Below are 11,908 nucleotides of genomic sequence, written 5' to 3'. Positions count from 1 at the left end.
GAACTTTTCTGACTTTTCTTCAGCTATTTATGAATGTCTGAATGATGCCCATCTGAAACATAAAAAAGAACTGGATTCCTTGCTGACTCTACGATTTCAGAAGTTTAATAAATCTCAGATTATGAACGTCTAAAGTATAACTAAAATGACTATTAGCCCTTCCGTAACCGCAAAAAAACTCAAAATCGGTCAACTGCGAAAAGTCCATCATATCGCTTTCAACGTCAAAGATATGGATGCCTCTCGTCATTTTTATGGGGAAATATTAGGCTTAGAGGAATTAATGGGGGAAAAAATTCCCAGTACCTTAAAAGAATTAGTTGCCCAGGGAAAAGTTGCCAATTTTATCACCCCCGATGGTACAGTAATTGACCTATTTTGGGAACCAGATTTAAACCCTCCCGACGACAATCCCGAAATCGCTTTTACCCGTGCCAACCATTTAGCCTTCGATATTGCCCCCGAATGCTTCGATTTTGCCCTAGAAGTGCTACAAAGTCAGGGAATTACTATTGCTAGTGGACCCGTGACCCGTCCGACTGGCAGGGGGGTTTACTTCTACGATCCCGATGGCTTTATCGTCGAAATTCGCTGTGATCCCGCATTTTAACGACTCAGAGGACGAAAACTGCCACTAAAAACCAGAAAAGTTAGGATAATCGCTAATATAATCGCCGTTATCGCAATTAGAGGCAGAGAAATCTGTTTAACAGCGATCGCCAAGAAAGCCCAGATAAACACCCCGATAAAAGCCCGATCTTTTCGGTTTAAACCGACTAAAATTGCGATTATCGCCCCGATAACCAGAATTATTACCGTCCAGCTCTGGTCAGTTAGACCCCATGGCTGCCAGTCGATCCAATCTAGCACCGAAGCGACGTTGACAATCGTGGCTACGGTAATCCAAGCGAAATAGATACTAATAGGAGCATTAACTAATAAACCCTGTTTACGATTGACAATAAAGCGATTAATTTCTAAGCGGAGATAAAGCCGGATGAGAGAAATTAAAATGCCTAGCATTGCCAGTAAAGACAGGGTAAAAAAACGGGATTGAAAGAGAATTACCCAGAGAATCTGACAAGCACTAGCGATGGCTAATTCGTAGCCTAACCGGCGCAAACGCGGTTCAGTTTTATTGAAAGCCAAAGCTTGGTAAATTCCCAGACTAATTAAACCCAGATAGATTAATCCCCAGATAGCAAAAGCATAATTAGCGGGAATAATTAAGACATCTTGAAAAACTGTATTCGAGATAGCCCCGATATTTTCGCCGTTGAGAGGGAAAATATTAGCGAAAATATTGGTGATAAAAGCCCCTAGAATAGCAAATAAATTTAGTTCTTGTCGGAGACGATCTCGATCAAAATTCATAGGTCAATCAAAGATGGAAAACATCATTTCGCCCTGGGCGGCCAATTGCCCATCGACTCTTGCTTCCCCTTGCATTTTAGCAATTTTATTCATCTTGAAGGATAATAATTCCACCGTCATAATTAATTGATCCCCCGGCACCACAGGACGACGAAAACGGGTTTTATCAATGCCAGCGAAGGCAAAAAATTTCCCTTTCATCCCGGGTAATTGGGTCAAAATCACTCCCCCCACTTGGGCCATGGATTCAACAATTAACACCCCCGGCATCAAGGGACGACTGGGAATATGACCGGGAAAAAAAGGCTCGTTGATCGTGACATTTTTTAGGCCAACAGCCTTTTTACCTGGTACATAGTCAATAATGCGATCGACTAGGGCAAAGGGATAACGATGGGGCAGTAGTTGGCGAATTTCCTCAACGGTAAAGGTAGTTTTTATGACTGGTTCCAACTCGGTTAAGGCTTCGGTAACGATGGTCATGCAAGTCAAAAATTACAAGTGAGATCAGACATTATCTCACAATCAGTTATCAGTTATCAGTTATCAGTTATCAGTGATCACTGATCAGATGAACGTAGGTTGGGTTGAAGCCTGAAACCCAACGCCAGCATAGTTTACGCTACCGCTAACCCATCCTACAAATAATTGTGCCTCCCTACTTAGCTTAACCAATTAGGTTTTAGATTCGATCCTTGTTATCAGTGATCAGTTCACTGTTTACTGTTGACTGGAAATGGCTGACAGCCTTTTTAGTTGGGCATTTCAGTTAAACGAGCATTTTGATAATAATGGCTGAGAATGCGATCATAAGTCACCCCTTGGTCGGCGAGAGAAAAAGCGCCCCATTGACTTAAACCGATCCCATGACCGAAACCGCGACCATTAATGGCAAAAGTACCGTTATCAGCTGAAATCGTGAATAGGGTACTACGCAGCTCGAGTATTCGCCGTAATTGGGTATCAGAGATTAATTTAGAGCCTTGATCGCCTACTACACGCATTCTAATCACTCGTCCGTGGGGAGTGGTCCTTTCGGGAGATAGCGATCGCACGCGACCGACACCACCGATTAAACGGCCTAATTCCCCGGCGCTAAAGTTTTTTGACCATTGAAATACCGGGGCGACTTGGTCGTAATCGATGACACCGCGCAGGTAGGGTAAGGGGGAATTCCAAACATCCTCGACATTTTCCGTATGGCCCCCAGAGGAGGAGTGAAACACCGCTAGAATCGGTTTGCCGTTGAAACTCATAATTTGTCCGGCGGTGGCCTTAACTGCCTCTTGGGTGGTAGTAAACTCGCTTTCTAGACCCTTATAAACTTGGGTGCGGGTGGTAGTATCAAGATCGTAGATGCGATTGCCGGAAGTGTTCATTTGGTAGAGAGCATAGGTACGCGCCGCCACGGATTGGGCTTTTAAGGCCTCTTGCGGCCAGGAGGGAATCGCCTCCGCACCGACGACACTATAGAGATATTCCTCTAAATCGACTAAATTTAGGGCTGTCACCCCAGAACCTTGCCGAATGATCCTTGTCCGTCCTCGATACCAGCGATCGTTAATCCAGACGTAACCATCATTCTCCGGTTCGATGAGCAATTGACTGGCCTGCCAATCGGCCAAACCCACCGCTTTTCCTCTGGGATTAGCATTGAGGGCATTCATGGCGGTTAATTCTCCTAGGACTCTCCCGGCCCCATCTTTCACCACAGCATCGGTGGAACTACCCACGGAGACGGCGCTAACACCTTTACTGATGGCAATGCGTAATTCGACAGCAGCTTGGACTGGAGCGATAATCAAAGCCCAAAACACTAGGATGAGCCAGCTATGGGCAGGCAGGCGCTGCAGGTAACTGCTCAGCAGCCTTGCTGTGTGTTTATTGGTCATGGGGATCGGACTCCTCACACAATCGATCGATAATCAATTTTACCCGGACTGGGATTTTTTGGCTACTCCGGTTCGGAAAAATTTTTCCCCTGTCACTTTTTCCCGATTGTCTGACAATTTTTCTGTCCTCTAGCCCCTGAATAGGCAAATCGTCTTATTTTCTCCGATTAATCGGGATTTATTCGGTTTAGTCGATTATTCTAAGTAGGGAGGCGTTAAAAATTATCATATGCCCCCCTTATCAAGGGGGGATTAAGGGGGGATCGGCACCCCCCTTATCAAAGGGGGATTAAGGGTAGGGTTGATTCATGAATCAACCCTACTATGAATAAACCCTAGGATTAAGGGGGGATCAAAGACAAAATCCATCCTCAATTTAATTATAACCACTTACTTAATTAGTCCAGCAAAGAGTGGACAATCGCCAATTCTTGCCGCCAAACTAGCAGGGATTTCTCCCAAGCTAGTTCCCATTTTTGCGCTAAAAAAGGTCGAGTATTTTTGCCCAAATTATAGGCGAGGACAATCTCTTCCCAGAGAGAGGCTAAGGAAAGTGGCGAAGAAAATAAAGCTCCGAATAATCCCCCTAAAATTATGACAATAGCTAGAGGGCGACGAGTTTGACTTAATTCAAAAGCTTTCAGTTGCAATTCTCCCATGCCATCGACACCAAAACCCGTGACTATATGCCAGATATCGTGAGTTTGCCGTAGGCGAAGCAGCAGATAATCTGTATCAGAATTGACCTGAATAGACCGATAAAAATTAGGATCGAAATTGAGACTAATTAGGTGAGTAGCATAATGATAACCTAGGGAATCTTCCGGGAGTTTTAGCAGGGTTTCTAAACAGGGACTAGCGGCTAGATATCTTTGGGCAATTATTTGAGCGGTAGCTCGATCGCTTTTAACATATTGCAAAGATAATCGCTGTAACCAACTCTCTTTTAAGCCATCTTCAATATCATATACAGACAGAATGTTACTGGGATTTTGTAAAAGAGAAATTATTCCTTTGGTCACACTGATTAGATTAGTTGTGAATAGCATATAAACTCTCCTAAGTCAGAAAAAAGAGTGAGAATAATCGAAAAAAAACTGATAACCAATAACTGAGAAAAACTACTCCTTATAAGGATCGTACTGAGTCAAGATCCGTTCTAACTTTACTTCGTCAATGCGATTAATTAAGCGTTTAGATTCTTCGACATCGCGGACAGTTTTTGATAAATTAATGGTGGAACCGACGCTAAATAGTAAACCCATGCCTAAATAACCTTTAATCCACGGATCTACTGGTAGATAAATAACTCCTAAAGAAGTGGCAGAAATAGAGACAATAAAAGATAACCAAGTTTGAAAAATCCACGCTTGAGTATGACTGGGAGCAGTACCGTATTTTTTATCGTTCATAATCGTCTCCTAAATGTTTCTACACCCATTTTGTCGGTTCTAGAGGTGCAACAACAATGAGCGCTATCTAGTAGGGGGAGGGTTGAGAACTGGGGTGAAGTGGGGTGAAGTGGGGTGAAGTATCAAGTATAATCGTTGTCAGAATCTAGGACCGAAAAGATGGAGAGCAAACACCTGAAAATTTGGTATTCTTGGGAAAAACAAGAACAAATGATCGAGCGCTTGGTGGGGAGAGTGGGATTAACCCGGGTGCGTGCCACTTGTTTTCTGCGTCTCTGGATTTATGCGATCGCCAAGGAGGGACAGGCAAAACCCCCTTTATCCCAGTTAATTTTTCCCACCACTGCCATTATCTGTACCCATCGGCAAGCATCGGATTTATTTTATCAGGATCAGGATCAGGGCAGCGAACGCTCGGCGGGTATGATGTTAGATAAATTAGCGGCCCTTGGTTTAATCGAAAAAATTTTTGACGGCAACACAACCAGAATTAAAATCAAGCCAATTACGGGGATTTTAGAGCCTGATAGCTCGGAATCATCTGTAGAATTGCAATTAGATCAATTTAATCCCCGTTGTGATGCGATTCCTGTGGCTAACTTGCTGACACGCAATTATAACTGGATGAATCGCAATGCTGAAGCAATTCCCCATCGCATTTCTCGTCTGTTGCGGGGTTGGGCAAAAGATTACACTACAGGTATGCGAGTTTTGCGTCGGGTAGATAATCTTAATCCCGTCGGTTTTTATCTCCTCTATCCCACCGCAAACGAGTCGGAAGCGAATTTTTTTTCCTCTCCTAACAAGAGTTTACATCTAAGTGCGATCAATGAACAGGATCCTTTTAAAATGGCATCCGTGGGAGATGAAAATTGTCTTTCGGTATTTATTCGCAGTTGGATGATTGATGCTAATTATTTAGAAAAATATCGTTTAATTTTTCTGCAAGATGCCCAAAAAACTCTCCAGATAATGACCTTAGATTTTCCTAATCTCTGCGATTTACATACTTTGATTATTCATCCCGATTATGAGAAATTAGCCGCAGCCTTGGGATTTCAAAAAACTATTCAGGAATCCCCAAACTCTATTTATTGGATGTATTTAGGACTCGATCGCTTTTTATCCCTAGATATGAGTGCAATTCAATTTTAATCGGGAGTGGGGAGTAGGGGGAAAAAATCCATAACTGGGTTTTTGAAGTTCGATCGAGAGTTAGTGGTAATATTAAAAGCGGATTTGGTATAACATCTTGTCAATAAGTATTGTTATAATAATGACATCAATCAAGCTATAGTCGCCTATGTCTGAACAATTGATCGCTAATCTTGTTGGTGTCTTTAAACCAGTTCCTTTACCTGCCGATAGTCCCTTTTATGTGGATCTAAAAGCAGTGAGAGCAGATGCCGATGTTTGTCAAGATTTGGGCAGAAAAATTATTCGTTCGCTGCCAACAGAGTACACCCATCAACTCTACACAGGACATCGAGGAGGGGGGAAATCCACGGAATTATTGCGGCTGAAAAAATATCTAGAGCAAAAAAATTGTTTTGTTGTTTATTTTGCGGCAGATGAAGACGATATCGATCCAGAAGATGCTCAATATACAGATATTCTCATTGCCTGTACGCGCCATTTATTAGAACAACTAAAACAGGCTAATTCAACCCCCTTAAAAAACTGGATAAAATCCCGTTGGCAGGATTTAATTGATTTAGCTTTAACAGAGATTAAAGTGGAAGATGTCAAATTAGAAACGGGAGACTTGATTAAATACTTTGGTAAATTATCTGCGGCGATTCGGGCAATTCCCAGTCAAAGACAAGAAATAAGAAATAAAATCAATCCTCATACTGTTACGCTGTTAACAGCACTAAATGAGTTTATTGATAATAGCAAAACTGTCTTAGATAATTCAACAAAATTAGTGGTAATTGTTGATAACTTAGATCGCATTGTACCGATATATCGGCGAGATCATAAAACTAATCATGATGAGATTTTTTTAGATCGAGCTAATCAATTAAAGGGGTTAAATTGTCATTTGATTTATACTATACCTATTTCAATGGCCTATTCTAATCGGGCCAATGATCTAAGGGATATTTATGATAATGACCCGATGGTTTTACCGATGATTATGATCCGCAATCTTGATCGTACTATTAATCCCGATGGTATGGCAAAAATTAAGGCTATTATTGAGAAAAGAACGCAGCAATTTTTACCGACGAAAAAGCTAGAAACAGATATTTTTGAAAGTCAAGAAGTTCTGGAGCGATTATGTTTAATGACTGGAGGTCATGTACGAAACCTAATTTTATTAATGCAAACCGCTTTAGATCATGTGGATGCTTTACCTATTACCGCAAAAGCTGCTCAAAGAGCAATAACTCAAGCTAGAGATGTCTATCAGAGAACAGTAGAACACGAGCAGTGGAAAATTCTGGCTAAGGTATATCGTACCAACGAAATTCAAAATGATGAAGCTCATCGTAAATTATTATTCAATCGTTGTATTTTACAATATGCTTATTTTGATGCAGATGCAGAGTTGAAAAGTTGGTATGATGTGCATCCTTTAATTACCAAAATTAAGGAGTTTAATGATGAATTATGAATTATGAATGATGAATTATAAATGATGAATGGGGAGCGGGAAACAGGGAACAGGTGAGAAAATTATTGTACCTCATAAATCTGAATACAGCTATATATAATAATGACAAACCAAAAATTAAAACCCTTAACTAACTCTCAGGAGTCGGATTTTGAAGGATTGCTAGAAGAGCAACCCCTAACAGCAGCAGAATCCTATCAATCATTACTGCGATCGCTGAGACGAAAAAATGGCTTTAATTTACTCTTTGTTCGCTGTTCTCCCGTGCAAGCTGATGAGATTATTCGGGGAATCAGTCAAGATTTACCTAATAAAAATATTCAAGTCCTGCAGCTTGATTCAGAAACCGATAATTTGTATGAGAAAATTGTCGATCTACCAAATTATACCAATCTAAACATTCTTTTTGTGCGCGGTTTAGAAAATGCACTACTGCGCTACGAAGAAGCGGAAAGTGAAGGCTATTTCTTGTCGAGTCAAAGTCCGGTTTATGGGGGAACCTGGGCCGGAGTTCCTAAGATTTTAGGCTATTTAAACCTATCCCGTGAGCGATTTGAGCGGCAATTTCCCTTTACTTTAGTATTCCTATTGCCGGAATTTGCCTTGCGGTATTTTATTCGTCGTGCGTCGGATTTTTTTGATTGGTATTCGGGAGTTTATGAATTTCCGACGGATAAGGACATATTGGAAAGAGAAATTATAAGACTGGTTTATTTAGACAGCGATCTCGATACCTATCAACAATTCACTCCCCAACAACGACAGGAAAAGTTAGCCGAAATTAAGGCCTATTTAAGCGATTCCCCATCTCTCGATCCTGTTCAAGCATCTGAATTGTGGCATGAAAAAGGCTTAATTCATCAAATGGGAAAAGAATACGAACAAGCGATCGCATCCTGGGATCGAGCTTTAGAATTTAAACCCGATTACCATGAAGCTTGGAACAACCGAGGGAATGCGTTAGGTAATTTAGGCAGATTTGAAGAAGCGATCGCATCCTACGATCGAGCTTTAGAAATTAAACCCGATTTCCATGAAGCTTGGGACAACCGAGGGATTGCGTTGCATAAATTAGGCAGATTAGAAGAAGCGATCGCATCCTTCGATCAAGCTTTAGAAATTAAACCCGATAAGCATGAAGCTTGGTACAACCGAGGGATTGCGATAGGTACTTTAGGCAGATTTGCAGAAGCGATCGCATCCTGGGATCGAGCTTTAGAAATTAAACCCGATGACCATGAAGCTTGGTACAACCGAGGGGTTGCGTTATTTAATTTAGGCAGATTAGAACAAGCGATCGCATCCTACGATCGAACTTTAGAATTTAAACCCGATTACCATGAAGCTTGGAACAACCGAGGGGTTGCGTTAGATGATTTAGGCAGATTTGAAGAAGCGATCGCATCCTACGATCGAGCTTTAGAAATTAAACCCGATTACCCTGATACTTGGGATAATCGAGGATATGTTTTAACTTGTATGGGACGATATAAAGATGCATTAGAATCTTGTGATCGTGCTATTAAAATTAATTCAAATGATGCTAATGCTTACTACAATAAAGCTTGCTGTTATGGCTTACAAAACAATGTGGAATTAGCTATCGAAAACTTACAAAGCGCCATCAATCTTGATGTCGAATATCAGGATATGGCGAAAACGGATAAGGATTTTGAGCAGATTCGGGGAGATGAGCGGTTTCAATCATTGCTAAGTTAAGTAAATAAAAAAAGAGATAACTATCTATGTCGAAAGCAATCCTATCATCAGAATTAGGGTATAATAACTCTTAAGTCACAACTTTCGATCCTAATCAGGAGAACAATTGCTATGACACTGGCAAACACCCACCAACAAACCATTTTAGAAAAACTGCAAACCCTCAACCCACAACAACAACAACAAGTAATAGAGTTTATTGAATTTTTGCAACTTAAAGCAGATAAGACAGCAATTCATGAGGGAGAAAGAGAAATTTCTGCTTTAGAATCAGCCGGAGACTTAGTGGGGTGTTTAGACAGTGGTAAAGGAGATTTATCCCTAAAAAAGAGGGAATTTAAAAAGAAGCATCTAGTCTAATATGCTTAAAAGAGTAATTCTAGATACGGGGGTCTTAGTCGCCGTTCTCGACCGGAGTGATAATTATCACAATTGGTCAATTCAGCAATGGGAAAAAGTTGCCAAACCTTTATTAACTTGTGAGGCAGTTATCACTGAATCCTGTTTTATTTTACAAGATGTTTATGGGAGTGAAGATGCAATAATGTCTTTAATTGAACGGGGAACAATTAAAATAGATTTTAGCCTAAATGATGAAGTCAAAGTCATCCGAGAATTAAGACAGCGTTATCAATCCGTTCCCATGTCTTTTGCTGATGCTTGTTTGGTGAGGATGACTGAATTAATTGAAAGCAGTTCTGTGTTAACTTTAGATAGCGATTTCTATATTTATCGCAAGAATCGGAGAGAAATGATTGATGCAATAATTCCTGACTGACAACCTCCATACCGAATATCAAGATATGGCGAAAACGGATAAAGATTTTGAGCAGATTCGGGGAGATGAGCAGTTTCAGAGTTTCCTAAATCGAGTATAATAATATATATTTGTATTTTAGCTAAGGAGATATTCTATGACTAACACCTACACAGCTATCATTCAGCCAGACGGAGATTGGTGGATTGGTTGGATAGAAGAAATTCCGGGAGTTAACTGTCAAGAAGCATCTCGTGATCAGTTATTAGAAACCCTAAAAATTACTCTTAGCGAAGCATTAGAATTGAATAAACAGGAAGCAATTGCCGCTACTAGGGGAAACTACCAAGAAGAGAAAATTGTTGTATGAAACGCAAACAGTTTATCGATCACGTCCTGTAGGGGCGAAGCATTCGGATAGGAAATCTACGGTTTCAGCGATAAGTTATTGCCCGAATGCTTCGCCCGTACTTTTTCAGCAAGTCCTAGCCATTCTTGGTGGTTTAACCCCCAATTAAATAAAAGATCTGCGATTCCAAGACATACCGGAGTGATAATTATCACAATTGGTCAATTCAGCAATGGGAAAAAGTTGCCAACCCTTTATTAACTTGTGAGGCAGTTATCACTGAATCCTGTTTTATTTTGTGAAGTAAATAAAGAGAGAAAATTATTCATGTCAAACAAAACTATTGATCTCAATCAAGTACAGTTAACTTTACAAGAACTACTTGCCTTAATAAAGGTAGATACTGAAATTATTATAACCGAAGGAAACAAGCCTGTAGCTCGTCTAATTCCTTGGGGAGATACTGAAAAAACAACGTCTGAAACTCCTTCTCCTAAGTTACGACAACCAGGACTACACGCTGGAAAAATTAGGACTAGCGAAGATTTTGATGAGCCACTTCCTGAAGAATTTTGGACAGGTGAATCATGAAATTTCTTTTAGATACCCATACATTTATTTGGTGGGATAGCGAACCAGAAAAACTCTCTCAAAGAGCTTTAGAACTGTGTAGAGATCCTAGTAATACGCTATTACTTAGTATTACAAGTATTTGGGAAATGCAAATCAAACTACAACTAGGTAAACTATCACTCAAGATACCTTTAGCAGAAATGATTAATACTCAGCAGGAAACTAACCAAATTGGCCTTTTATTAATTACAGTCAGCCATGTTTTAGCTTTAAATACTTTACCTAACATCCATAAAGATCCATTTGACCGCTTGTTAGTTGCTCAAGCTAATCTTGAAAATGCTAGACTGATTAGCCATGATTCAATATTAGCAAAATATCCTGTTCAGATAGATTGGTAGATAGGGCTTGCTGAATAAATGTGAAATATAGACGAGGTAAGAGTTTTAGGGTTCTGTTTTGCTCTCACAGGTGCAAGATTTTGAGAGAATCGTCGTTCAAAACCTTGCGTCTTCATCGGCCCGCGTCCTGTAGGGGCGAAGCATTCGGACAATAACCTATCGGTGAAACCGTAGATTTTCTATCCGAATGCTTCGCCCATACTTTTTCAGCAAGTCCTAGCCATTCTTGGTGGTTTAACCCCCAATTAAATAAAAGATCTGCGATTCCAAGACATACGGAAATTAGGGATATTCTCGCTAATAAAATCTGCAAAGATATCGGAATACCACTAATCAAATAAATCGTTCATCAGTCTTGATGTCAAATATCAGTATCTGGCGAAAACAGATAAAGATTTTGAGCAGATTCGGGGAGATGAGCGGTTTCAATCATTGCTAAGTTAAGTAAATAAAAAAAGAGATAACTATCTATGTCGAAAGCAATCCCATCATCACAGTTAGGCGATAATAACTCTTAAGTTCCAACTTTCTATCCTAATCAGGAGACCGATTGCTATGACACTGGCAAATACCCACCTAAAAATCGAAAATCTCGCTCATTATATCATAAAAATCACCAAAAATACTTAATTTACTTAAGACAACTAAATAATTGTTTAATCAGTAATTCTTGAGGAAATCTAAAATCAGAACCCAACCAGCAAAAAAAGTGAGAGAATAAAAACATAGTTCAGAGAGTAGAGGCTGTCAAGACAAGCTTTCCAGTCGTAAAATCCATAATTCCTGCCGGGTGAGGGCCGATAACTAACTT

The 11,908-nt window shown here is 40.3% G+C and carries 16 protein-coding genes and 1 pseudogene; 12 read left to right on the top strand and 5 right to left on the bottom strand.

The genetic code is table 11. The features are described from left to right. Both IM500_RS14065 and IM500_RS14060 read left to right on the top strand, forming a co-directional pair. Positions 1 to 133 (top strand): annotated as a pseudogene (locus IM500_RS14065) (IS630 family transposase); the annotation flags it as partial. Between the two features lie 12 nt (positions 134 to 145). Further along, the gene (locus tag IM500_RS14060; protein WP_061430641.1) at positions 146 to 610 is read left to right on the top strand and encodes a VOC family protein; all 465 of its coding nucleotides are present in this window, start codon (positions 146 to 148) and stop codon (positions 608 to 610) included. Here IM500_RS14060 and IM500_RS14055 read toward each other — a convergent pair. From IM500_RS14055 to IM500_RS14035, 5 genes are all read right to left on the bottom strand, one after another. Further along, positions 607 to 1,374, bottom strand: coding sequence for a TspO-related membrane protein (locus IM500_RS14055; protein ID WP_287738727.1), 768 nt, complete (start codon positions 1,372 to 1,374; stop codon positions 607 to 609). The two genes, IM500_RS14060 and IM500_RS14055, sit on opposite strands and share 4 nt — an antisense overlap. Positions 1,375 to 1,377: 3 nt before the next feature. Beyond that, positions 1,378 to 1,857, bottom strand: coding sequence for a 3-hydroxyacyl-ACP dehydratase FabZ (gene fabZ / locus IM500_RS14050; RefSeq protein ID WP_002740973.1), 480 nt, complete (start codon positions 1,855 to 1,857; stop codon positions 1,378 to 1,380). Between the two features lie 269 nt (positions 1,858 to 2,126). Continuing rightward, positions 2,127 to 3,266, bottom strand: a complete 1,140-nt coding sequence (locus IM500_RS14045) for a SpoIID/LytB domain-containing protein (protein WP_190722493.1) — start codon at positions 3,264 to 3,266, stop codon at positions 2,127 to 2,129. 398 nt (positions 3,267 to 3,664) lie between these two features. Beyond that, entirely contained in the window at positions 3,665 to 4,315 is a 651-nt protein-coding gene (locus tag IM500_RS14040; RefSeq protein WP_190722492.1) for a Coq4 family protein, read from the bottom strand. Between the two features lie 72 nt (positions 4,316 to 4,387). Beyond that, complete coding sequence (locus IM500_RS14035) at positions 4,388 to 4,678, bottom strand: YiaA/YiaB family inner membrane protein (protein WP_002758035.1); 291 nt, start codon at positions 4,676 to 4,678, stop codon at positions 4,388 to 4,390. Between the two features lie 159 nt (positions 4,679 to 4,837). Here IM500_RS14035 and IM500_RS14030 point away from each other — a divergent pair, with 159 nt between their 5' ends. The 10 genes from IM500_RS14030 to IM500_RS24800 all read left to right on the top strand — a co-directional run bounded on the left by IM500_RS14030 (position 4,838) and on the right by IM500_RS24800 (position 11,541). Next, the gene (locus IM500_RS14030) at positions 4,838 to 5,833 is read left to right on the top strand and encodes a hypothetical protein (RefSeq protein WP_287738726.1); all 996 of its coding nucleotides are present in this window, start codon (positions 4,838 to 4,840) and stop codon (positions 5,831 to 5,833) included. Positions 5,834 to 5,981: 148 nt separating this feature from the next. Beyond that, complete coding sequence (locus tag IM500_RS14025; RefSeq protein ID WP_287738725.1) at positions 5,982 to 7,298, top strand: P-loop NTPase fold protein; 1,317 nt, start codon at positions 5,982 to 5,984, stop codon at positions 7,296 to 7,298. A gap of 102 nt (positions 7,299 to 7,400) precedes the next feature. Next, complete coding sequence (locus tag IM500_RS14020; RefSeq protein ID WP_287738724.1) at positions 7,401 to 9,017, top strand: tetratricopeptide repeat protein; 1,617 nt, start codon at positions 7,401 to 7,403, stop codon at positions 9,015 to 9,017. 111 nt (positions 9,018 to 9,128) lie between these two features. Continuing rightward, on the top strand, positions 9,129 to 9,377 hold the full coding sequence (locus IM500_RS14015; protein WP_002796477.1) for a hypothetical protein: 249 nt from the start codon (positions 9,129 to 9,131) through the stop codon (positions 9,375 to 9,377). Between the two features lies 1 nt (position 9,378). After that, positions 9,379 to 9,795: a type II toxin-antitoxin system VapC family toxin gene (locus IM500_RS14010; RefSeq protein ID WP_149986623.1), complete on the top strand. Its 417-nt coding sequence runs from the start codon at positions 9,379 to 9,381 to the stop codon at positions 9,793 to 9,795. After that, entirely contained in the window at positions 9,788 to 9,895 is a 108-nt protein-coding gene (locus IM500_RS24805; RefSeq protein WP_420372277.1) for a TPR end-of-group domain-containing protein, read from the top strand. The genes IM500_RS14010 and IM500_RS24805 overlap by 8 nt, the downstream gene beginning before the upstream one ends. 36 nt (positions 9,896 to 9,931) lie before the next feature. Then, positions 9,932 to 10,144, top strand: coding sequence for a hypothetical protein (locus IM500_RS14005; RefSeq protein WP_008203790.1), 213 nt, complete (start codon positions 9,932 to 9,934; stop codon positions 10,142 to 10,144). A gap of 306 nt (positions 10,145 to 10,450) precedes the next feature. Continuing rightward, complete coding sequence (locus IM500_RS14000) at positions 10,451 to 10,714, top strand: type II toxin-antitoxin system Phd/YefM family antitoxin (RefSeq protein ID WP_002752677.1); 264 nt, start codon at positions 10,451 to 10,453, stop codon at positions 10,712 to 10,714. Then, positions 10,711 to 11,097, top strand: a complete 387-nt coding sequence (locus IM500_RS13995; protein WP_002796474.1) for a type II toxin-antitoxin system VapC family toxin — start codon at positions 10,711 to 10,713, stop codon at positions 11,095 to 11,097. Before IM500_RS14000 ends, IM500_RS13995 begins: the two co-directional genes overlap by 4 nt. Before the next feature lie 348 nt (positions 11,098 to 11,445). Continuing rightward, on the top strand, positions 11,446 to 11,541 hold the full coding sequence (locus IM500_RS24800; protein ID WP_409888327.1) for a TPR end-of-group domain-containing protein: 96 nt from the start codon (positions 11,446 to 11,448) through the stop codon (positions 11,539 to 11,541). Positions 11,542 to 11,908: the final 367 nt, after the last annotated feature.

Source organism: Microcystis sp. M179S2, from assembly GCF_020245805.1.
In the GTDB taxonomy this organism is placed as follows: Bacteria; Cyanobacteriota; Cyanobacteriia; order Cyanobacteriales; family Microcystaceae; genus Microcystis; species Microcystis aeruginosa.
This window is presented reverse-complemented; position numbering and strand designations above follow the sequence as displayed.

What these genes read in the sequence shown, in the direction of transcription:
- IM500_RS14060 (WP_061430641.1), top strand. Translation starts at nt 146, where the DNA reads ATGACTATTAGCCCTTCCGTAACCGCAAAAAAACTCAAAATCGGTCAA.
- IM500_RS14055 (WP_287738727.1), bottom strand. Translation starts at nt 1,374, where the DNA reads ATGAATTTTGATCGAGATCGTCTCCGACAAGAACTAAATTTATTTGCT.
- fabZ (WP_002740973.1), bottom strand. Translation starts at nt 1,857, where the DNA reads ATGACCATCGTTACCGAAGCCTTAACCGAGTTGGAACCAGTCATAAAA.
- IM500_RS14045 (WP_190722493.1), bottom strand. Translation starts at nt 3,266, where the DNA reads ATGACCAATAAACACACAGCAAGGCTGCTGAGCAGTTACCTGCAGCGC.
- IM500_RS14040 (WP_190722492.1), bottom strand. Translation starts at nt 4,315, where the DNA reads ATGCTATTCACAACTAATCTAATCAGTGTGACCAAAGGAATAATTTCT.
- IM500_RS14035 (WP_002758035.1), bottom strand. Translation starts at nt 4,678, where the DNA reads ATGAACGATAAAAAATACGGTACTGCTCCCAGTCATACTCAAGCGTGG.
- IM500_RS14030 (WP_287738726.1), top strand. Translation starts at nt 4,838, where the DNA reads ATGGAGAGCAAACACCTGAAAATTTGGTATTCTTGGGAAAAACAAGAA.
- IM500_RS14025 (WP_287738725.1), top strand. Translation starts at nt 5,982, where the DNA reads ATGTCTGAACAATTGATCGCTAATCTTGTTGGTGTCTTTAAACCAGTT.
- IM500_RS14020 (WP_287738724.1), top strand. Translation starts at nt 7,401, where the DNA reads ATGACAAACCAAAAATTAAAACCCTTAACTAACTCTCAGGAGTCGGAT.
- IM500_RS14015 (WP_002796477.1), top strand. Translation starts at nt 9,129, where the DNA reads ATGACACTGGCAAACACCCACCAACAAACCATTTTAGAAAAACTGCAA.
- IM500_RS14010 (WP_149986623.1), top strand. Translation starts at nt 9,379, where the DNA reads ATGCTTAAAAGAGTAATTCTAGATACGGGGGTCTTAGTCGCCGTTCTC.
- IM500_RS14005 (WP_008203790.1), top strand. Translation starts at nt 9,932, where the DNA reads ATGACTAACACCTACACAGCTATCATTCAGCCAGACGGAGATTGGTGG.
- IM500_RS14000 (WP_002752677.1), top strand. Translation starts at nt 10,451, where the DNA reads ATGTCAAACAAAACTATTGATCTCAATCAAGTACAGTTAACTTTACAA.
- IM500_RS13995 (WP_002796474.1), top strand. Translation starts at nt 10,711, where the DNA reads ATGAAATTTCTTTTAGATACCCATACATTTATTTGGTGGGATAGCGAA.